General features: G+C 63.3%; 21 protein-coding genes and 1 tRNA gene. 20 read left to right on the forward strand and 2 right to left on the reverse strand.

Going from position 1 to position 20,810, the window contains the following annotated elements:
• Window positions 1-141 precede the first annotated feature (141 nt).
• Entirely contained in the window at window positions 142-1,446 is a 1,305-nt protein-coding gene (aroA, locus tag ABB34_RS06750) for a 3-phosphoshikimate 1-carboxyvinyltransferase (RefSeq protein ID WP_057640490.1), read from the forward strand.
• 60 nt (window positions 1,447-1,506) lie between these two features.
• Here the strand turns inward: aroA and ABB34_RS06755 are convergent, their stop codons facing one another.
• Both ABB34_RS06755 and ABB34_RS06760 read right to left on the reverse strand, forming a co-directional pair.
• Window positions 1,507-2,073, reverse strand: a complete 567-nt coding sequence (locus tag ABB34_RS06755) for an energy transducer TonB (RefSeq protein ID WP_057640491.1) — start codon at window positions 2,071-2,073, stop codon at window positions 1,507-1,509.
• 128 nt (window positions 2,074-2,201) lie between these two features.
• Complete coding sequence (locus ABB34_RS06760; protein WP_057640492.1) at window positions 2,202-2,834, reverse strand: energy transducer TonB; 633 nt, start codon at window positions 2,832-2,834, stop codon at window positions 2,202-2,204.
• Window positions 2,835-2,935: 101 nt separating this feature from the next.
• On the opposite strand from ABB34_RS06760, the gene serS reads away from it, so the two are divergent.
• From serS to ABB34_RS15840, 19 genes are all read left to right on the forward strand, one after another.
• Window positions 2,936-4,216: a serine--tRNA ligase gene (serS, locus tag ABB34_RS06765; RefSeq protein ID WP_057640493.1), complete on the forward strand. Its 1,281-nt coding sequence runs from the start codon at window positions 2,936-2,938 to the stop codon at window positions 4,214-4,216.
• Between the two features lie 233 nt (window positions 4,217-4,449).
• Window positions 4,450-5,442, forward strand: coding sequence for a LysR family transcriptional regulator (locus ABB34_RS06770; protein ID WP_057640494.1), 993 nt, complete (start codon window positions 4,450-4,452; stop codon window positions 5,440-5,442).
• 78 nt (window positions 5,443-5,520) lie between these two features.
• Window positions 5,521-5,610: transfer RNA gene (locus tag ABB34_RS06775), tRNA-Ser, on the forward strand.
• 40 nt (window positions 5,611-5,650) lie between these two features.
• Window positions 5,651-6,154, forward strand: a complete 504-nt coding sequence (tadA, locus tag ABB34_RS06780) for a tRNA adenosine(34) deaminase TadA (RefSeq protein WP_057640495.1) — start codon at window positions 5,651-5,653, stop codon at window positions 6,152-6,154.
• 232 nt (window positions 6,155-6,386) lie between these two features.
• The gene (locus tag ABB34_RS06785) at window positions 6,387-8,063 is read left to right on the forward strand and encodes a type IV secretory system conjugative DNA transfer family protein (protein WP_425478969.1); all 1,677 of its coding nucleotides are present in this window, start codon (window positions 6,387-6,389) and stop codon (window positions 8,061-8,063) included.
• A gap of 372 nt (window positions 8,064-8,435) precedes the next feature.
• A complete protein-coding gene (locus ABB34_RS06790; protein WP_057640496.1) occupies window positions 8,436-8,873 on the forward strand; it encodes a hypothetical protein in 438 nt (145 codons plus the stop codon).
• A 76-nt stretch (window positions 8,874-8,949) separates the two neighbouring features.
• Window positions 8,950-9,933 (forward strand): VirB8 family type IV secretion system protein, encoded by a 984-nt coding sequence (locus ABB34_RS06795; protein WP_057640497.1) that lies wholly within the window; start codon window positions 8,950-8,952, stop codon window positions 9,931-9,933.
• The gene (locus tag ABB34_RS06800) at window positions 9,930-10,703 is read left to right on the forward strand and encodes a TrbG/VirB9 family P-type conjugative transfer protein (protein WP_057640498.1); all 774 of its coding nucleotides are present in this window, start codon (window positions 9,930-9,932) and stop codon (window positions 10,701-10,703) included. The genes ABB34_RS06795 and ABB34_RS06800 overlap by 4 nt, the downstream gene beginning before the upstream one ends.
• Window positions 10,700-11,923: a TrbI/VirB10 family protein gene (locus ABB34_RS06805; RefSeq protein WP_057640499.1), complete on the forward strand. Its 1,224-nt coding sequence runs from the start codon at window positions 10,700-10,702 to the stop codon at window positions 11,921-11,923. The genes ABB34_RS06800 and ABB34_RS06805 overlap by 4 nt, the downstream gene beginning before the upstream one ends.
• Window positions 11,924-11,936: 13 nt before the next feature.
• A complete protein-coding gene (gene virB11, locus ABB34_RS06810; protein WP_057640569.1) occupies window positions 11,937-12,980 on the forward strand; it encodes a P-type DNA transfer ATPase VirB11 in 1,044 nt (347 codons plus the stop codon).
• A gap of 56 nt (window positions 12,981-13,036) precedes the next feature.
• Window positions 13,037-13,993, forward strand: coding sequence for a lytic transglycosylase domain-containing protein (locus ABB34_RS06815; RefSeq protein ID WP_057640570.1), 957 nt, complete (start codon window positions 13,037-13,039; stop codon window positions 13,991-13,993).
• A gap of 81 nt (window positions 13,994-14,074) precedes the next feature.
• Window positions 14,075-14,467, forward strand: a complete 393-nt coding sequence (locus tag ABB34_RS06820) for a TrbC/VirB2 family protein (protein WP_057640500.1) — start codon at window positions 14,075-14,077, stop codon at window positions 14,465-14,467.
• Window positions 14,460-14,768: a VirB3 family type IV secretion system protein gene (locus tag ABB34_RS06825; protein ID WP_083490098.1), complete on the forward strand. Its 309-nt coding sequence runs from the start codon at window positions 14,460-14,462 to the stop codon at window positions 14,766-14,768. The genes ABB34_RS06820 and ABB34_RS06825 overlap by 8 nt, the downstream gene beginning before the upstream one ends.
• Before the next feature lie 99 nt (window positions 14,769-14,867).
• On the forward strand, window positions 14,868-15,359 hold the full coding sequence (locus ABB34_RS15210) for a hypothetical protein (RefSeq protein WP_152979540.1): 492 nt from the start codon (window positions 14,868-14,870) through the stop codon (window positions 15,357-15,359).
• A gap of 83 nt (window positions 15,360-15,442) precedes the next feature.
• Entirely contained in the window at window positions 15,443-15,709 is a 267-nt protein-coding gene (locus ABB34_RS15215) for a hypothetical protein (protein WP_152979541.1), read from the forward strand.
• Window positions 15,710-15,763: 54 nt separating this feature from the next.
• The gene (locus ABB34_RS06830) at window positions 15,764-18,205 is read left to right on the forward strand and encodes a VirB4 family type IV secretion/conjugal transfer ATPase (RefSeq protein ID WP_057640502.1); all 2,442 of its coding nucleotides are present in this window, start codon (window positions 15,764-15,766) and stop codon (window positions 18,203-18,205) included.
• A gap of 28 nt (window positions 18,206-18,233) precedes the next feature.
• The gene (locus ABB34_RS06835) at window positions 18,234-19,016 is read left to right on the forward strand and encodes a hypothetical protein (RefSeq protein WP_057640503.1); all 783 of its coding nucleotides are present in this window, start codon (window positions 18,234-18,236) and stop codon (window positions 19,014-19,016) included.
• Between the two features lie 63 nt (window positions 19,017-19,079).
• On the forward strand, window positions 19,080-20,213 hold the full coding sequence (locus ABB34_RS06840; protein WP_152979544.1) for a TrbL/VirB6 family protein: 1,134 nt from the start codon (window positions 19,080-19,082) through the stop codon (window positions 20,211-20,213).
• A gap of 10 nt (window positions 20,214-20,223) precedes the next feature.
• Complete coding sequence (locus ABB34_RS15840; RefSeq protein ID WP_161808900.1) at window positions 20,224-20,754, forward strand: DUF4189 domain-containing protein; 531 nt, start codon at window positions 20,224-20,226, stop codon at window positions 20,752-20,754.
• The last annotated feature ends 56 nt before the right edge of the window (window positions 20,755-20,810 follow it).

Raw genomic sequence — 20,810 nt, forward strand, 5'->3', positions numbered from 1 at the left:
GCGCGAAGCGGGGGTTGGGGAGAGGGCAGGGGCGTAGCTCCTCGCGAAACCGAACTCCCCGAGACTTCGCCCCCAACCCTCATCCGCCCCTTCGGGGCACCTTCTCCCGGAGGGAGAAGGGAACGATCACGGAGACTCCGCATGACCTCCCAGCCCCACTGGATCGCAAGCAAAGGCCAACCGCTGCAGGGCACGCTCGACATTCCCGGCGACAAGTCGGTTTCGCACCGGGCGGTGATGTTCGCCGCGCTGGCCGATGGCACCTCGCGCATCGACGGCTTCCTTGAAGGCGAGGACACCCGCGCCACCGCGGCGATCTTCGCGCGGATGGGCGTGCGCTTCGAAACCCCGTCGCCATCGCGGCGGATCGTGCATGGTGTCGGCGTCGATGGCCTGAAAGCGCCGCAAGGCGAACTGGATTGCGGCAACGCCGGTACCGGCATGCGCCTGCTGGCCGGCCTGCTGGCCGCACAACCGTTCGACAGCGTGCTGGTGGGTGACGAGTCGCTGTCCAAGCGGCCGATGCGCCGCGTCACCGGCCCGCTGGCACAGATGGGCGCGCGCATCGACACGCAGGCCGACGGCACGCCGCCGCTGCACATCCACGGCGGCGCGCAGTTGCACGGCATCCACTACGAACTGCCGGTCGCCAGCGCGCAGGTGAAATCGGCGGTGCTGCTGGCCGGCCTGTACGCGCAGGGCGAAACCTCGGTGGTCGAACCGCACCCGACCCGCGACTACACCGAGCGCATGCTGCGCGCCTTCGGCGTGGAGATCGACTTCGAACCGGGCAGGGCGCGGCTGCGCGGCGGCCAGCGCCTGCGCGCCACCGACATCGCGGTACCGGCGGATTTCTCCTCGGCCGCATTCTTCATCGTCGCTGCCAGCATCATCCCCGGCTCGCAATTGCGCCTGCGCTCGGTGGGCCTGAACCCGCGCCGCACCGGCCTGCTGGCTGCGCTGCGGCTGATGGGCGCGGATATCACCGAGGAAAACCACAGCGAGCACGGCGGCGAACCGGTCGCCGACCTGGTCGTGCGCCATGCACGGCTCAAGGGCGCGGAAATCCCGGTGGAGGTGGTGCCGGACATGATCGACGAGTTCCCGGCGCTGTTCATCGCCGCCGTCGCGGCCGAAGGCCCGACCGTGGTACGCGGCGCGGCCGAACTGCGGGTCAAGGAATCGGACCGGCTGGCGGCGATGGCCACCGGCCTGCGCACGCTGGGCCTGCGCATCGACGAAACCGACGATGGCGCGACGATCCATCCGGGCGCGCTCGGCAGCGGCACCATCGAAAGCCACGGCGACCACCGCATCGCGATGGCCTTCGCCGTCGCCGGCCAGCTGAGCACCGGGCAGGTGCGGATCAACGACATCGCCAACGTGGCGACCTCGTTCCCCGGTTTCGACCGCTTGGCGACCGGGGTCGGGTTCGCGTTGGCCTGACCGGGACAAACGAACGGGCCGGAGGCAAGGCTGCCCCCGGCCCGTGCGCATGCCGCCGGATTATTGGTTGGCGCGGAAATCCACCGGCACCTGGACCACGCTGGCCACGCTGTGGCCGTCGCGCAGCGCCGGCTCGAACTTCCAGCCGCGCACGCTGTCCAGCACCGCACGGTCGAGGTCGCGGCTGCGCTGGCCGTGGCGCGAGACGATGCTGGCCGCGGTGACCTGGCCCTGCGCATCGATGTCCAGGCGCGCGACCACGCCGCCTTCGACGCCACTGCGCAGCGCCGCCGGCGGATAGCTGGGCTTGGCGTTGCCGGCCAGCGGCCGCGCATCGCGGTTGCGCAGCGCCGGCACCGGCTTGCGCGCCGCGGTGTTGCCTGTGCTGGTACCGGGCTCGGCCGCCATCGGTGCCTGCGGCGTAATGGCCGGTGCCGCCTGCTCGCCGATGGCGGGCACCGTGGTTTCGCCGGGGCCGGCCGGGCGCAGCCACAGCAGCGCAGCGGCCAGCAAGGCCAATATCAGCGCCGCCCACAGCCACGGGGACGTGGAGGAACGGGGAGTTGCAGGGTCGCCATGCTCCAGCGGCTGCGAGGCGGGCATGTCATGGGTATGGATAGCACTCATCTCGGACTCCTGTCGGTTGGACGACGATCCGAGTCTTGCGCGCATCGGCGCGGCAGTTGTTGCGGCCACGTCAACGGCATGGCCGCTGGTGCCATGCAGTTCAGCTTGTGCCGCGGCCGGGGTTCAGCTTATTGCCCCGGCTTGAAGTCGAACGGAACCTCAAGGCTGCCGACCATCGGCTGGCCATTGCTCTGCGCCGGCTGGAAGCGCCAGCGGCGCACGGCTTCCAGCGCCGCGCGGTCGAGGTCGCGCGAGCCGCTGCGCTGGGTGATCTTCGCGTCCAGCGGGACGCCGCCGGCATCGACCTCGACCCGCACCACCACGGTGCCGCTCTCGCCGCGTCGCAATGCGGCCGGTGGATAGCGCGGCGGCGGGCTTTGCCCGGGCAGCGGCACCGGGCGGTCGGTCGGGGTGGCGGCAGCGGGCGCTGGCGCGGCCGGTGCGGCGGCGGGCGCCGCTTCCGGCAGCGGTTGCGGTGGCGGGGTGGTTTCCACCAGTTGCGGTTTTTCTTCGGTGGGCTCGTCGTGCGCGTCGGGCATGTCGCTGGCGCCGGCGCTGGCCGGCAGCGGCGCGGGCAGCGGTGCGGCTTCGGCCACGTCGGTTTGCGGTTGCGCCGGGTCGGCACGATAGAAGTCGTTGTGGCGCCGGGCGTTGAGCCAGACCACGAGGAACAGCAGCAGGCCGGCGCAGAAGGCGATGCCGGCGATCTTCAGGCTGCTGCGCGGCAACTGGAAGGTGATGTTCTGTTCGGAGCGGGGCATGGACGTGGCCGTGTGGAACGCCCGGATTCTGGCACAGGACGCAGAGCGGCGCGGTTCGGGCGATAATTGCATCCCTCCGTATCCGTTGACAGTGCCGTCCCATGCTCGATCCAGCCCTTCTTCGCCAGCAGCCCGCCGAATTGGCCGAACGCCTGCGCGCCACGCGCGGCCATGAACTCGACGTGGCCGCGTTCGAAGCGCTGGAAGCCGACCGCAAGCGCATCCAGGTGCGTACCCAGGAATTGCAGAGCCTGCGCAACAGCCGTTCCAAGGCGATCGGGCAGGCCAAGGCCAAGGGCGAGGACGTGTCGGCGATCATGGCCGAGGTCGCCGGGTTCGCCGACGAGCTGAAGGCCTCGGAAGTGCAGCTGGACGAACTGCGCGAGAAGATCGAAGCCTTGTCGCTGGGCATCCCGAACCTGCCGTCCGAAGACGTGCCGGCCGGCAAGGACGAAAGCGAGAACGTCGAGCAGCTGCGCTGGGGCACGCCGCGCGGGTTCGATTTCGAGGTCAAGGACCACGTCGAGCTTGGCGCCCGCAACGGCTGGCTGGATGGCGAGACGGCGGCCAAGCTGTCCGGCGCGCGTTTCACCGTGCTGCGTGGCCAGCTGGCGCGGCTGCACCGCGCGCTGGGCCAGTTCATGCTCGACCTGCACACCGGCGAGCATGGCTACGAGGAAACCAACGTGCCGGTGCTGGTCAACGCCGATTCGCTGCGTGGCACCGGCCAGCTGCCCAAGTTCGAGGAAGACCTGTTCAAGACCGCGCTGGGCGATTCCACGCGCTACCTGATCCCGACCTCGGAAGTGCCGCTGACCAATATCGTGCGCGACGAGATCGTCGAGGCCGAGCGCCTGCCGCTGCGCATGACCGCCCATTCGATGTGTTTCCGTTCCGAAGCCGGCAGCGGCGGCCGCGACGTGCGCGGCATGATCCGCCAGCACCAGTTCGAGAAGGTGGAACTGGTCAGCGTGTGCCGCCCGGAGGACAGCGAGGCCGAGCACCAGCGCATGACCGGCTGCGCCGAAACCGTGTTGCAGAAGCTGGGCCTGCCGTACCGCAAGGTGCTGCTGTGCACCGGCGACATGGGCTTTTCCGCGGTCAAGACCTACGACCTGGAAGTGTGGCTGCCCTCGCAGCAGACCTACCGCGAGATTTCCTCGTGCTCGAACTGCGGTGATTTCCAGGCCCGGCGCATGCAGGCGCGCTGGCGCAACCCGGCCACCGGCAAGCCGGAACTGCTGCACACCCTCAATGGCTCGGGCGTGGCGGTGGGCCGGGCGATGATCGCGGTGATGGAGAACTACCAGAACGCCGACGGCTCGATCACCGTGCCGGAGGCGCTGCGCCCGTACATGGGCGGCGCCGAGCGGATCGGCTGAGACCATCGCCACCTGCGGAAGGACGAAAGGCCCGCGTCATGCGGGCCTTTTGCCGTAGGTCGGGGCTGTGCCCCCGACGTGCGGCAATGCATGCGTCGGGGGCGTAGCCCCGACCTGCGGCGTGGTGGCGCTCCTGCCGGGTTTGTCCATACAGGACCGTTTGCAGCCTGATTTGTAAAATCAGGACAAAGGTGATTGAATCCTTGGATTCGTTCCAGTTCTGGGATCAATCCATGCAGGACCTCAACGACCTCTACTACTTTGCGATGGTGGTGGATCACGGTGGTTTCGCCGCCGCCGAGCGGGCACTGGGCATCCCCAAGTCGCGCCTGAGCCGGCGCATCAGCCAACTGGAAACCGATCTGGGCGTGCGCCTGCTGCAGCGCTCGACCCGCCGTTTCGCCGTCACCGACGTGGGCATGAGCGTGCACCGCCACGCCCAGACCATGCTGGCCGAGGCGCAGGCCGCGCGCGAGGTGGTGGACCGCCTCAGCGCCGAGCCGCGTGGGTTGGTGCGCGCCAGCGTGCCGGTGTCGCTGGCGCAGATGCAGCTGCCCAAGCTGCTGCCGAAATTCCTGGAGCAATACCCGAAGGTGCGGCTGCAATTGAACATCAGCAACCGCCGCGTGGACATCATCAACGAAGGCTACGACGTCGCGCTGCGCGTGCGCTCGCGGCTGGACGACGATGGCAGCCTGGTGATGCGCAGCTTCGGCCAGGTGCAGGAGCTTCTGGTCGCCAGCCCGAAATACCTCGACCGCGCCGGCCGCCCGAAGACCCCCGACGATCTGGCCAACCACGTCACCCTGAGCATCAGCGAGGACGAGGCGCGGCAGCGTTGGGAACTGCATGGCCCGGAGGGCGTGGTCAGCCGCGTGGACCTGCAGCCACGGGTGGCCGGCTTCGACTTCCCGCTGCTGCAGAGCATGGTCAAGGACGGGTTCGGCATCACCATGCTGCCCGAGACGGTCTGCGCCGAGGCCGTGCGCCACGGCGAACTGGAGGTGGTGCTGCCGGACTGGTCGCTGCCGCAGGGCATCTGCCACGCGGTGTTCGCCTCGCGCCGTGGCCTGCTGCCGGCGGTGCGGGTGTTCATCGACTTCCTCGCCGAACACCTGCCGCCGCAGCTGGAAGCCTCGCGGCTGGATTGCGGCGGCGCCTGCGAGCGCGCCAAGGAGAAGATCCGCGCCTCGACGATGGGCGCATTGGCCATCGAGGCCGGTTGAGCAAGCCGCTTGAACAAACCCGCGGGCGGCATGCGAGAATGCGCGCCCGTGGCCGATGCCAGCGCATCGGCGCACCACGGGCAGGTGGCCGAGCGGTTTAAGGCACCGGTCTTGAAAACCGGCGAAGGGTCAAACCTTCCGTGGGTTCGAATCCCACCCTGCCCGCCACTCCCACCGCGAGCGCCGCATCGCGCCACCGCCGGCAAGCATGACGACCGAGCCGCCCACCCGTGACGACGAGAAATGGATGCGCCACGCGCTGGCGCTGGCCGAGCGTGCGCAACGCGAATTCGACGAAATCCCGGTGGGCGCGGTGCTGGTCGGTGCCGACGGCACGTTGCTGGGCGAAGGCTGGAACCTCAATATCGCCAACCATGATCCCAGCGCGCATGCCGAGATCGTGGCGATGCGCGCGGCCGGCGCGCGGCTGGGCAACCACCGGCTGGTCGGCTGCACCCTGTACGTGACCCTGGAACCCTGCGCGATGTGCGCGATGGCGCTGGTGCACGCGCGCATCGCGCGGTTGGTCTATGCCGCCACCGATCCCAAGACCGGCGCCTGCGGCAGCGTGTTCGACCTGCTCGGCGACGTCCGCCACAACCACCGCGTGGAAGTCAGTGCCGGCGTGCTGGCGCAGGAGGCGAGCACGCGCCTGAGCAACTATTTCCGTGCCAAGCGGGGGCGGCCGTTGTTGCCGCTGGACAGCGACTGACGCCCTGCGTAATGGACGCTGAGCGCCAATGCGTCTACCGGATCGTCAACTCATTCCACATGTGGCATGCCATATCCGCCATCCATGCGCCTGCCTGGATTCCGGTGTAAAGTCCAGCCGGCGTTTCGAACCACCATGCCGGAGAGCATGACTGCAGTGAATTCGGACCCGCCCTCGCATCGAAGCCGGCACCCTGCCGCGATTTCCGGGGGAACATCATGGAGGACAAGGTTTGTTCGCACGGAAGCCCATCATTGCCATCGCCGCGGTACTGACGACGCTGCTTGCCGGCTTCGTATTGTCCGGATACCTCACTTTGCTGTTGCTGAGGCTGGACACGGACCTGCTCGGCTGGAACACGTATTACCAATACCTCGCCGTCATCGACCAACCGCAGGTCGCGCCGTTCGCTGGCCGCATCAGGTGGGCCGGCTACCTCGGCTTCGGCATGCCATTGCTGGTGCTGCTGGGTACGGGTTCATGGCTGGTCCTCAAGCCGGACAAGCGTTCGTTGCATGGCGATGCGCGCTTCGCCACTGCCGCCGATCTGTCCAGGCATGGGCTGTTCAAGAAGACCGGCAGCGGCATCGTGGTAGGCCGCCACAAGGGCAGGCTGGTGCGGTTGAACGGCCAGCAGTTCGCGATCCTGGCTGCGCCGACCCGTTCGGGCAAGGGCGTGGGCGTGGTGATTCCGAACCTGCTGGAATACGACGAGTCGCTGGTGGTGCTGGACATAAAGCAGGAGAACTTCGAGCTGACGAGCGGCTGGCGCGCCAGCCAGGGGCAGGAAATCTACCTGTTCAATCCCTTTGCGGAAGACCGGCGCACGCATCGCTGGAATCCATTGAGTTATGTCTCCGACGACCATGCGTTCCGCATTTCGGATCTCATGGGCATCGCCGCGATGTTGTACCCGGATGGTGCCGACGACCAGAAGTTCTGGGTCAGCCAGGCGCGCAATGCATTCATGGCCTTCACGCTGTACCTGTTCGAAAACCGCGATGACGAACGCAGGGATGGTTTCCCCGGTATACAGGGGGCGCCGACACTGGGTGCCGTCTACCGCTTGTCTTCCGGCGATGGAGGTGATCTGAAGAAATACCTCAAGAGCCTGTCCGAGCGCCCCTTCCTGAGCGGCAATGCGCGCACCGCATTCGCCAACCTGCTGTCGCAGGCGGAGGAGACCTTTGCCTCGATCATGGGTACCTTCAAGGAGCCGCTCAATCCGTGGATCAACCCCGTGCTGGACAAGGCCACCAGCGGCGACGACTTCCTGCTTACCGACGTGCGCAGGAAGAAGATGACCATCTACATCGGCATCCAGCCGAACAAGCTTGCCGAAAGCCGGCTGATCATCAACCTGTTCTTCAGCCAGTTGATCAACCTCAACACGCGCGAGTTGCCGAAGTCCAACCCCGAGCTGAAATACCAGTGCCTGCTGCTGATGGACGAATTCACCTCCATCGGCAAGGTGGACATCATCGCATCGGCGGTGTCCTACATGGCCGGCTACAACGTGCGTCTGCTGCCGATCATCCAGAGCATGGCCCAGCTCGATGCCACCTACGGCAAGGACATCTCGCGCACGATCATCACCAATCACGCGCTGCAGATTCTGTATGCGCCACGCGAGCAACAGGATGCCGCCGACTATTCCGAGATGCTCGGTTACACCACCGTGCGCAGGAAGAACGTGACCAGGGGAAGGGAAAAAACCCATAATTACAGCGAGGAGCGGCGCGCGCTGATGCTGCCTCAAGAGTTGAAGGCAATGGGGACGGACAAGGAAGTGTTCCTTTACGAAGGCATCCCACATCCGGTGAAATGCGACAAGATCTGCTACTACAAGGATCGCTACTTCACTTCGCGGCTGTTGCGGAAGGTTGAGATTCCCACCCTTGATGTGTAGATGGGTGGTCAGGCGAAAAGGCCGGCCGTATGTATCACGGATACGCGACCAGGATCACTTTATGCGGAAATGGCATGTGGTTATTCTGTTTGGCACTGATGGATGAAGGACTTGTTCGTCGGGTTTCCGGATAGAGTTCACGGGATATTTCAGCCGCAGGAACAGGGAGGGTTTCGGTCTGGATGACACGCATATGGGCGATGCGCCGGTTTTCCCCGGTAGCCCCATGCGTTGGCAGACGGGTTTCATGCAGCAGGGAAGCACGGATGGCGTTGCCGCAATGGCCGCCGGTTCATGTCCTCGCCTCGCATGTATCCGGACGGCCAGCAATCCGGATTGAAGCTGCTTCCCGGGTGCAATAAGGACATTCGCATGAAGCATGCTTTCTCGTTGGAAGTATTCGTCGTGGCCGCAGCATTGCTGGTGAGCGGTTGCGCCACGCATCCCGCACCTGATTTCGGTGGTCGTTGGCGGCCGGTCAATCGCTTTGCCAGTGCCCCCGCCGAAATTCCCCTCTATTCCAGCTACGTGTACCAGGCGTCGCCAATGGACGGCACGCTGAAGACCATGCTCGAGCGCTGGTCAAGGGATTCCGGCCGGGCGCTGGATTACCGTCTCGCTTCGGACTTCACCTTGTACGGTGCGGTTGCCCGGATCGACACCACCAACGCGCAACAGGCCGTCGTCGAACTCACGGCTGCCTATGCACCGCAGGGCATCTCCGTCTCCATCGACGGCAACACGATCATCGTGCAGAACGCCATCTCCGTGGCCGCTCCGGACGCTTCCGTCCCGCAGGGGGGAAGCTGACGCCGCCATGCATGCTGCGTGCGGCGCATGGAATCGACGCGCCGCGCCTTGATGTTCATCTCATCTGGAAGAGCTCATGTTGCGCAAGAAGGACCCCGGCAACACCCAACGGATGGAACAGGCTGTCGGCAAGGCCGTCAGCTACGAGTTGACCCTCGCCGACATGGCACGCCGCAGCGAGCGTCGTGCATGGAAGGTGGCGACCGCATCGTTGCTGATGTCATTGGCATTGGCCGGCGGCTACTACTACATGTTGCCGTTGAAGGAGAAAGTGCCTTTCCTGGTGATGGCCGATGCCTATACCGGCACCGCCACCGTCGCGCGCCTGACCGGAAATTTCCGCGACCAGTCGATCACCGCCAACGAGTCGATCAACCGCAGCAATGTCGCCCAGTACGTGCTGGCGCGTGAATCCTATGACTTCCAGGTCATGGGCCTGCGCGATTGGCGGCTGGTATTCCTGATGTCGGACAAGCCGGTAGGGCTGACCCAGGAGGCGCGCTACGCGAAGAACAATCCGCAGAACCCGATTGTCCTGTATGGCAAGGAAAAGGCGGTCAGGGTCAAGATCCTGAGCATCACCCCGCTGGGCGCGCAACCCGATGGCGGTTTCCGCGGCGCATCGGTGCGGATCCAGCGCAGCCTGCTGGACAAGCGGACCGGCGTGACCACCTATCTGGACAACCAGATCGTCACCATGCGCTTCGAGTATCGCGGCAACCTCGGTTTGACCGAGGACGAGCGCGTACTCAATCCGCTTGGTTTCTGGGTCACCGAATACCGCGTGGACAGTGATTACGCCCGGGGCGTGCCGGTGCCGGATGACAGCGCGTTGCAGGCCCAGGCCGAGCAGGCCGCGGCACAGGCCCTCACGGATGCGCGCGTATCCGATCCCGATGCGGCGACCGTAGTCGATCCGGCCACGGGAGAGTCTTTCATTCCTTCCGGGCAATCCGCGCCGGGCGTGCAGGTACCGCCGCAACCGCTCCTGCCAGGGCAGGAGGCGGCACTGCCGAACCAGATTTCCACCGGAACTGCTGATGGAGCAAGCAACCGATGAGTAGTCGCATGAACCGGACGGGCGCATGGGCGCTGCTGTCGATGCTGTTGTTTTCCACAGCGGCCGCCGCGCAGGCGGTGGACCAATATGCCTACGAGAAAGACCGCATCTATCCGGTGCGTACCGGCCTGGGCCTGACGACCCAGATCGAGTTGAGCCCGAACGAGAAGATCCTCGACTACAGCACCGGCTTCAGCAGTGGCTGGGAGCTGACCCGTCGCGAGAACGTGTTCTACCTCAAGCCGAAGAACGTCGACGTGGACACCAACATGATGGTGCGCACCGAAACGCATTCCTACATTTTCGAGTTGAAGGTGGTGGCCACCGACTGGCGCCAGCTGGAGCAGGCGCGTCGTGCGGGCGTGCAGTACAAGATCGCCTTCACCTATCCCAGTGATGCCGTTTTCGGTATCGCCCAGGAAGCGGTGGAAGAAGAAGCCCGGCCGCTGCTGAGCACCGAGTTGGCCAAGGACCGCCAGTACAACTTCGACTATTCCTACTCGACCCGGCGTGTCAGGAAAATGGGCTGGTTGGTGCCGGTGAATGCCTATGACGATGGCCGTTTCACCTATCTCCGGCTGCCTGCCTCACCCGAATACAAGACCGGCATTTTCCCGGCCGTTTTTGGCCGCGAGAGCGAGTACGGCGAGGATTTCGTGGTGAACACCACGGTCGAAGGCAACACCCTGATCGTGCACGGGACCTACCCCTATCTGGTCATCCGCCACGGCAAGAACGTCGTCGGCCTGCGAAGGAACGTCAAGAAATGAACCAGCAGAACATTCCGGGCAACGATCCGAACCAGCTCCCCGATGGCGCCGGCACAGGTGACCAGGCGCCACCGGTCAACCCGTATTACGGCAAGGTCGGGCATGAAACGACACCGGACCTCGATGCCGGTGCGCCGCACCTGCGCTCGGTCGATGAGCAGCGATTGAATCGCAAGGCGCTGCTCTTCCTTGGCGGCATCCTGGTGCTGGTGCTGGCGATGGGCTTTCTGCTGGTGCGCAAGGGCGGTGGCGATGTCGAGGTGCCAAAACCGCAAAAGACCGAGCGGGTGAGTACACCTGAATTGCCGAATATTGCGTCAGCCGCACTATCGTCGTCACGACAGACGACCGAAGCGATCCCGCTGCTGCCGCCCGCGCCCGCACAGGACACGGAGTTGGTACCGATGACCCAGCTCAGCGCACCGCAACGCCATGAGCCATCACTGCTGGAGCGGCGCATTGCCGCCAGCGACGATGCCGCAGTGATCGGCCAGACGCAGGCGCGCCCGGCGGTCGACGAGGTCACCCGTGCCGCACTGCTGGCTCAATTCAATGGTGGCCAGAGCCAGCAGTCGCAACGGATACGCCGCGGCCCCGACGTGGAAAACGTATCCAGCGCCGGCTTCATCCGCAGCCCGGACGCGCTGCTGGTACGTGGCACATACCTGCGTTGCGTGCTGGAGACCCGGATCGTCACCGACATTGCCGGCTATACCTCCTGCCTGGTCACGGAGCCGGTGTATTCGATCAATGGCCGCAATCTCCTGCTGCCCAAGGGATCGAAGATCTATGGCAGCTATGGCGGCGGCCCGATCGGCGAACGCGTGGAGGTGATATGGGATCGCATCACCACGCCGAATGGCATCGACGTGGCCATGTCCAGCCCGGGCGTGGACCAGCTCGGCGGGGCGGGACATCCCGGCCAGTACAGCGCGCATTGGGGGCAACGCATTGCGTCGGCGTTGATGATCAGCCTGCTTTCCGATGCCTTCAAGTATGCCGCGGCCGAGCATGGACCGGAGTCCACAACCATCACCAGCAGCGGCCTGGCCGTCCAGTCGCCTTATGAAAGCGCCACTGCGCGCACGATGGAGCGGCTGGCCAACGAGGCCCTGAGCCAGCGCCGGTCGCCGACGGTGACCATCAACCAGGGCACGATCGTGAATGTCTACGTCGCCAAGGACGTGGATTTCACCAGCGTGCTGAATCCGCGCCATTGATTGGCGAATGAGCATGGACGCCGAAGCATCTCCGCTCGCACTGGTTTCCAGCGACTTCCTGCGCTACCAGTACGAAGTGCTGGGCATTGCCGAGTACATGGAGTCGCAGGCGGTGACGGAGATCTGCATCAACCGCCCCGGCGAGCTGTATCTGGAAGCGGCCGATGGCTGGCAGCGGGTGGAGGTGCCGGGCCTGAGCTTCGAGCGCGCTCGGCAGTTCTGCACGGCGGTGGTCAACGAAAGCAATACCGGACAGCGCATCACCGATGCCGACCCGGTGGTGTCGTTGACCTTCCCGACCGGCCAGCGTGCCCAGTTCGTGATCCCTCCGGCCTGCGACGCCGGCAAGGTGTCGATCACCATACGCCTGCCATCCAGGCATACCAGGACCCTGGCGCAGTACCAGCAGGACGGCTTCTTCGACCAGATACTCGAGCAGGACGGTGGCATCGGCGAGCAGGACCGGGAACTGCTGGAGCTGCGCCATGCACGCGACTATGCCGGCTTCTTCCGACATGCGGTGATGTATCGCAAGAACATCGTGGTCTCCGGCGCCACCGGCAGCGGCAAGACCACCTTCATGAAGTCGCTGGTCAACCACATTCCCGACGACGAGCGGCTGGTCACCATCGAGGATGCGCGCGAGTTGTTCATCACGCAGCCCAACGTGGTGCACCTGCTGTATTCCAAGGGCGGGCAGAGCACCAGCAACGTCACCGCCAAGAGCTGCATGGAAGCCTGCCTGCGAATGAAGCCGGACCGGATCATCCTGGCGGAATTGCGTGGCGACGAAGCGTTCTACTTCATTCGCAATTGCGCCTCGGGTCATCCCGGTTCCATCACCAGTTGCCATGCGGGCAGCCCCGAGCAGACCTGGGACCAGTTGGCGCTGATGGTCAAGGCTTCGGCCGAAGGGGCAGGCCTGGAATTCCCCGTCATCAAGCGGCTGCTGATGATGACCATCGACATCGTGGTGCACATCAAGGCCCACGCCGGCTCGCGCTACATCACCGGCATCGATTTCAACCCGGGGCGTACCCAGGGGCAGGAGCATTGAATGATGGCGTCACGGACAGCCGGTGCGTTGCGGCGGCAACCGGGGAGGGCAGGCTGATGCTACCCGGACTTGAAGCGCTTGCATGCCCGGAAATGGCGGTGCCGATGGAGGTAATGCAACACGTCATCGACGTCGAATCCTCGCGCAATCCTTTCGCCATCGGCGTGGTCGGTGGGGCGCTCGTGCGCCAGCCACGGCGTCTGGACGAAGCACTGGCCACTGTGCGGATGCTCGAGGAGAAGGGCTACAACTTTTCCGTCGGCCTGGCCCAGGTCAATCGTTACAACCTGGCCAAGTACGGTTTGGATTCCTACGAAAAGGCATTCCAGCAATGTCCGAACCTGCAGGCGGGCTCGCGCATCCTGGCCGACTGCTACAAGCGCTCGGGTGGGGACTGGGGAAAGTCGTTCAGCTGCTACTACTCGGGTGATTTCACCACCGGGTTCCGGCACGGCTACGTGCAGAAAATGTACGACTCGATCAGGCGCAGCCAGCCGCTTGCCGTCACGGGGGACGCCGCACCGATTGCAGTGGCCGATCGTGGCGAACGCAGGCAGATCGAGGTCGAACATCACCCGCAGCTGTCCCCGGCTGCACAGGCACGCATCGTCGTGCAGAGCGGTGCCCCGGCATACCTTCCTGACGATCCGGCGCGGGCTTATGTGGTTTACCCCTCTACTGGTGCAATGGTGCGCGATGGTTTGCTTCGTATGGGCGACCACGCGCTGTCGCGCGTGGTGTCGGGGCGGCTGGAACGGGCCGTGCAACCGGTCGCGGCACCGGCTCCCATGTATTCCGTGGAGCAGGCCGGGCCTGGAAATGGCGCAGCACTGCCAGTGCCTGGCGGTCGGGCTGATGATGGCCCGGTGATGCTGCGGCCGTGGAGCGAACGCAACACGCCGATGCCCACGCCGGCCCAGTCGGGCACGGGTACGGTGCAACAGGTTCAACAGGTTCAACAGGTTCAACAGGTTCAACAGGTTCCCGCTGGGGATGCGGCCTTCGTTTTCTGACGAAGTCGTGGTGCGGCCAGCTTTCCGGCTGGCCATGTGAGTCCATTGGTTCATCTGCTCAATCAACAAGGAAATCCATTCATGAAGCAATCCAATCTCGATCTCGTCCAGGCCCGGCGCACGCTGAAGAGCATGCTGCTGGCCATTGCCTTTGCCGGCGTCGTGTTTGCCCCGCAGGTACTGGCCCAGGACTTCGGCGGTACCGACACCAAGGTCTGCGGTTTCTTCGACAACATCAGTGGGCTGCTCAACATGGTCTCGATCGCGGTGGTGACCATCGCGGTGATCTTTGCCGGCTACCAGATCGCCTTCGCCCACAAGCGCATCGGTGACGTGGCCCCGATCCTGATCGGCGGCGTGTTGATCGGTGCGGCCGGGCAGATCGCGCGCATGCTGCTTGGCAACGAGGCGGGCTCGTGCAGTGGCTCCGCGGGCGCGGCCGTGTACCAGGCATTGCAGTACTACGGTGCATAAGGACGTCGTGTTCCGGGGCTGTACCCGCCCGGCCATGTTCCTGGGCGTGCCATACGTGCCGTTCTTTTTCGTGGCGGGCGGGTTGCTGCTCCTGAGCATGTACACCAATTTCTGGCTGCTGCTGACCATCCCGGTGGCCATTTTCATCATGCGGATGATGGCCAAGCGCGACGAGATGGTGTTCCGGCTGCTGGGCTTGCGCCTGCAGTTCAAACTGCGTGTCCGGAATGTGCACGAGCATGACGGCATGTGGGTGTTCAGCCCCAACCACTATCGCGACAGGCCACCGCCGGACGCATGACCGGCATCACCGGGCAGACGGTCCTTGCCGCTTGCCCGGTGCCACGCAGCATCCCCGCAGGATTCCAATCGGTAGTTGGGCACAACTAATGGAGGGTTCATGAATTGGAAGTTTGCAATGCTTGCAACGGCCCTGATGAGCAATGCTGTCTATGCTCAAACCACTCTGGAGACGCGAGCTGAAAAGGCTGGAATCAAACGATGCCTCCCCACCATTTCAAGAGTATCGAAATTTCTCGTTGAAGATTCCCAGCACGCATCTTACGACACGAACTCAAAAGACAGTCCAGACACACGCCCATTTTTTTCACGCATTGTGAAGAGCTATAGTGACGGGGATAGTCAAATAATCGTTACATTTTCCCCATCGGCTGGCGGGGAGTGTGACTGGACATATTGGGAAAGCATGTTGTTCGAGGAACCATGTGGTGTTGTGAGGGAAGAGGTGTTCAATGATTTTGTATACGACCGATCGCTTAATGCCACTACCATTGTCCTGAAGAGTCCAATTTCAGCCGTATACGTCTACCTGACGCCGTCAGGGAGCAACAAGGCTTGCTTGGCTGGCAAGGAAGAGAGTGGTTACGAGTAAATTATGGATGGCAATTCATTCAAGCCGACGCCACTTCGCGGAACAGCTTGATTCAGGCGTTGGGTCAACGGAGCAGGAACCCCATGACTCAGAAAGAAATCCCCTACGCAAAAAGCTGGTTGCTTTTCTTCCTCATCGCCTCGGTTGGCGGAGGAATCTTGGGAGCACTTGCTGGGGCAATAATAGGTGGCATCCTTGGAGCCATTGGCGTTCCACTGGTCAAGATTGGAGTCGTTACTGGAATCTTCGGATTTGCCGTTGGTATTCCAATATCTTTCCTTGCATTCAAGTGGTCAGTTGGCAAATACATCGTCACTCCTATCGTCAAGGCCACTCAAAAGTCGGCCTAACAATTCATTGCAAGCCGACGCTACTCCGCAGTACGGCTTAATTCAGGCGTTCCAATGTTCAGTCCAGACACCTCCATCAGCGAATTCATTCCCCTGTCGTCGCATGTCTCCACCAATGTGGTGAAGACCACGGGCGGCGACTACCTGATGACCTGGCATCTGGAGGGGCTGCCATTCGTGGGCCGCGAGGAATGGGAGCTGGAACACAAGCACAACACCTTCAACCGCCTGCTGCAGACGCTGCGTGCGCCGGATTTCGTCAACGTCGCGTTCTGGGTGCACGACATACGCCGCCGTCGCCGGTTGAAGGGGCGCAGCGAATTCGCGCAGGGCTTCAACCAGGACGTGTCCGACCAGTATTTCGGCATGCTCTCCTCGCAGAGGATCATGCAGAACGAGCTGTACCTGACCATGATCTACCGCCCGGTGGTGGCCGGGAAACGCTTCGTCGAACGATCCACCGATGTCGAAAAACTGCGCGCGGAGCAGGAACAGGCCGTGGAAAAGCTGCTGGAACTGGCCGGCAATGTCGAGGCGGTGATCCGCGACTACGCGCCTTACCGGCTGGGCATGTATGAAGCCGGCAACGGCGTGGTGTTCTCCGAGACGCTGGAATTCTTCGGCTGGCTGATCAACCGCATCGACGAGCCGGTGCCGGTGTTGCCGGCACCAGTCAAGGACTACCTGCCGGTCAGCCGCCACATGTTCTCGGCCAAGACCGGCGACTTCGTCATCAATACCCCGAACGGCGCCAATCACTTCGGTGCGATCCTCAACATCAAGGAATATGCCGAAGGCACCTGGCCGGGCATTCTCAATGGCCTGAAGTACCTCGATTTCGAGTATGTCATGACCCATTCGTTCAGCCCGATGGGCCGCCAGGACGCGCTCAAGGTCCTCGACCGCACCAAGGGCATGATGATTTCCTCGGGCGACAAGGCGGTCAGCCAGATCATCGAGCTCGACCAGGCGATGGACCAGCTGTCGTCGGGCAATTTCGTGCTGGGCGAATACCACTTCATCGTCAGCGTGTATGCCGACAACCAGGCCAGGCTTGCGCAGAACGTGGCCGCCACCCGCGCCGAACTGTCCAATGCCGGCTTTGTCTCGGCCAAGGAGGACCTTGCCATCACCTCCTCGTTCTACTCGCAGCTGCCGGGCAACTGGCGCTACCGCACCCGCCTGGCCAACGTCAGTTCGCTGAACTTCCTCGGCTTGTCGCCACTGCACAACTTTGCCACCGGCAAGCTGCAGAACAACCCGTGGGGCGATTGCGTGACCACGTTGCAGACCACCAATGGCCAGCCGTACTACTTCAACTTCCATGCCACCCATCCCTCGGAGAATTCCCTGGGCGAGAAAGCCATCGCCAACACGATGGTCATCGGCAAGTCCGGCACCGGCAAGACCGCGCTGATCAACTTCCTGCTCAGCCAGGTGCAGAAGTACGACCCGGCGCCCACCATCTTCTTCTTCGACAAGGATCGCGGCGCGGAAATCTTCGTGCGCGCCTGCGGTGGCAACTACCTGGCGTTGGAAAACGGCCAGCCGACCGGCTTCAATCCGTTCCAGTGCGAGCGCACCGAAGCCAACGTGCAGTTCCTGGCGGACCTGGTGAAGGTGCTGGCGGGCAAGCGCGAGTACAGCGCACGCGAGGAAGAGGACATCTTCCGCGCCGTCGAGAACATCCTCGATACGCCGCCACGCCTGCGCAGCATGACCAACTTCCAGAAGAGCCTGCCCAACATGGGCGACGATGGCCTGTACGCACGCATGCGGCGCTGGACCGCCGGCAACTCGCTGGGTTGGGTGTTCGACAACCCGGTCGACACCATCGACCTGGAAAGGGCCAACATCATCGGCTTCGACTACACCGACATCATCGACAACCCGGAAGTGCGCGTGCCGGTCATCAATTACCTGCTGCACCGGCTGGAGTCGCTGATCGATGGTCGCCGCCTGATCTACGTGATGGACGAATTCTGGAAGATCCTCGATGGCGAGGGTGGGTTGAAGGAATTCGCCAAGAACAAGCAGAAGACCATCCGCAAGCAGAATGGCCTGGGCATCTTCGCCACGCAGAGCCCGGAAGACGCGCTCAAGAGCGACATTTCAGCCGCCCTGATCGAGCAGACCGCCACGCTGATCCTGCTGCCCAACCCCAATGCCAACAAGGCCGATTACATCGATGGCCTCAAGTTGACCGAGGCCGAGTTCAAGGTGGTGACCGCGCTGGACGAACGCTCGCGCTGCTTCCTGGTCAAGCAGGGGCATGCCTCCAGCGTCTGCCAGCTCAACCTGCGCGGCATGGACGACATCCTGTCGGTGATTTCGGCCTCCACCGACAACATCGAGGTCATGCACCGCGTACTGCACGAGGTTGCGATGCGCGAGAAGGTACCCGAGGCCGATCTCACGCCCGAACAGTGGCTGGCCGACTTCTACCGGAAACGCAAGGGTTCGGGAAAGCCAGCCAGCAGGGAACAGGCCGCCTGAGTGCGGGATCATTTGCCAGGAGATGGATATGGAAAACAACACCGCTGCCAATCCGCGCCGCCACGCCATGCCGCTGGCCGCCGCGCTGACATTGGGTATCTCGATGGTGATCGCGGCGCCGCCGGCCAGGGCGGCCGGGCCGGTGGTCGAGGTCGGCCCCAACCTGTTGCAGAGCATCCTCAACCAGATCAATACGTTGACCTCGCAGATCGAGGCCGCGGGCGAGTATGCGCAGAATGCCACGCGCTGGATAGCCACTTTGAACGAATGGCGTGACCGCCTGGCCCAGTACCAGCAGATCGTCGCCTCGCCGTTGATGCCCACCAGCGTCAACCTCACGGTGATTCCCGAGGACTGGAACGTGGCCGAGCGCTGTGGCGTGAGTGGGCTCAGCCTGGGCGGGATCATGAGTGCGCTGAACCTGAATCTGGCCGGCGACATCGGCGAGCAGCAGAAGAACATCTGCATGGCCATCCAGTTGCTGGAAAACCGCAAGTACAACGAGACGGTCACCGTGGTGCGCGACACCATGCCGCAGGTGCAGGGCATCCTGGACAAGATCAAGCAAATCCGCCTGGCGTCCCGGAAGGCCGGCACCATGCCCGAATCGTCGAACAACACGCTGCAATCCTTTGCCGCGATGGACAAGAGTTTCAAGGCGTGGGAAAGCCAGATTCGGACCTACGACCTGCAGATCGGCACGCTCAGGAACATGCAGCAGATCCTGGCCGGGCGCGCCCTCAAGGGCGAGCGGAACCCGATAGGGACCCTGGTCAAGACCGCCACGCTGAAGGCTGCACTGGAACTGTGATTCTTTCCGCAACGACCCGGCAGGCCCGGGCAACCGGCAGGTGAAGTGATGAGTCTAGGGATGATGGACGGCACGTGGACACAAGGAGCGCTGCAGTGGCTGCACAGCCCGCTGGCGACGTCCTCGGTGGGGGATTTCTTCTTCTTCCGGTTGATCCTGGATTACCTGCACGAGCAGATCAGCGCCTTCGGCGTGGAGCTGCTCGCGCGGGTCATGCGCTGGGTGGGGGCCATGGCCCTGACCCTGATGACGTTGTGGGTGCTGATCCAGGGCTTCCGCATCGCCACCGGCCGCAGTCGCGACTCGATGATGGTGCTTGTCACCAACATGGCGCGCGCGGCGCTGATCGTCGGCGTGGCCACGAGCATGGCGATGTTCGGCCGCGACCTGCACGGCTTCCTGATCAACGACGTCAAGAACGAAATATCCCATGTCGTGACCGGCAAGAAGGACCGGCCGGAAGACTTGATCGACAAGAACCTGGGCTACATGCAGGTGGCGCTGTCGGCGGTGGACATGCTGGACGTGGCGGGCGACGAGACGCTGGACTCGGCCAAGACGCGGGCGATGTGGTTCATCGGTCTGGGCACCGGCGGCCCGGCGGTGACGGCCGGCTCGATGCTGTTGCTGTATGAAGTTGCGCTGGCCTTGTTCATCGGGTTGGGGCCGTTGTTCATCCTGTGCCTGCTGTTCGAGCAGACCAAGTCGCTGTTCCAGCGTTGGTTGCTTTACGGCATCGGCACGATGTTCTCGATGGCGGTATTGGCGGCGATGGTTTCGATCGCGATGGAAATGGTGGCGCGGGTGGCAGGAGCCTTCTGGGGCAGCGCGCTGTTGGGCAAGCTGCTGGGCTCGAACTTCACCGATGGTATGTCGAGCATGGCCCTGCAACAGGGCGGCATCGGGCTGATTTTGACCACACTGATCCTGACCGCCCCACCGATGGCGGCGATGTTTTTCCAGGGCACGCTGGGCGGGTTTACGCCGTTCTCGCAGATTGGTGGCTCCCCGGGCATGGCGAGGCCGGGGCCGCAGGGACAGCCGGTGGGGAGTTATGCGCCGGCGGCGCCAAGTGCCAATAACGACCAAAAAAGGGATTCTATTCCGGATACGATGCCAAGGTTGGGGGGGGGGAATGTTGAAAATTCATCAGCTAGTGGCATGCGGGGGAATGCCAGCGTCAATCGCATGGAATGAGGTGACTGCGATGAGAAATTTTTATTATTTTCTTGGGCTTCTTGCTGTTTATTTAATAACTTCATTCGATGTAAGGGCAGAGGGGCGGTGTCCGCCCGGGCAATATCCAATTGGTGATAGTCGTGCACCTGGCTGCGCTCCTATTCCTGGGTATGGGGGGCAGGTCGGATCGACTGGAGAGTATGTTGCCCCACTTCCCATTGGTGAATGGTTGAAAACTTGGGGGGCGATCGCTGTATCGTCAACCACTAATCTTGTGGGTGTTTCGGCTGGAGAGATGTCGAAGGAGGATGCGGATTCTATTGCCCTCAAAAAATGTGGGGCCGAAGGGGATCGTAATTGCAGGATATCTATTTCGTACGAGAATCAGTGTGCTGCAATTGCAATCCCGTCATCGGGAAAAGGGCAGGCATATTCCGCATCGGCTGCTACTGAAGAGGGGGCAGTAAGTGGTGCTATTGAAAGTTGCAGTGACACTGGCGGTGGAAAATGCGTTCGTTTCTATTCGGATTGTTCCAAGCCGGTCTTCATAAGATATTGAAACACTGCACGATCAGAATGGATTTTCAGTTCCGAAACCCCTGTCCCTCCATGGCG

It is taken from the genome of Stenotrophomonas daejeonensis, from assembly GCF_001431505.1.
In the GTDB taxonomy this organism is placed as follows: Bacteria; Pseudomonadota; Gammaproteobacteria; order Xanthomonadales; family Xanthomonadaceae; genus Stenotrophomonas; species Stenotrophomonas daejeonensis.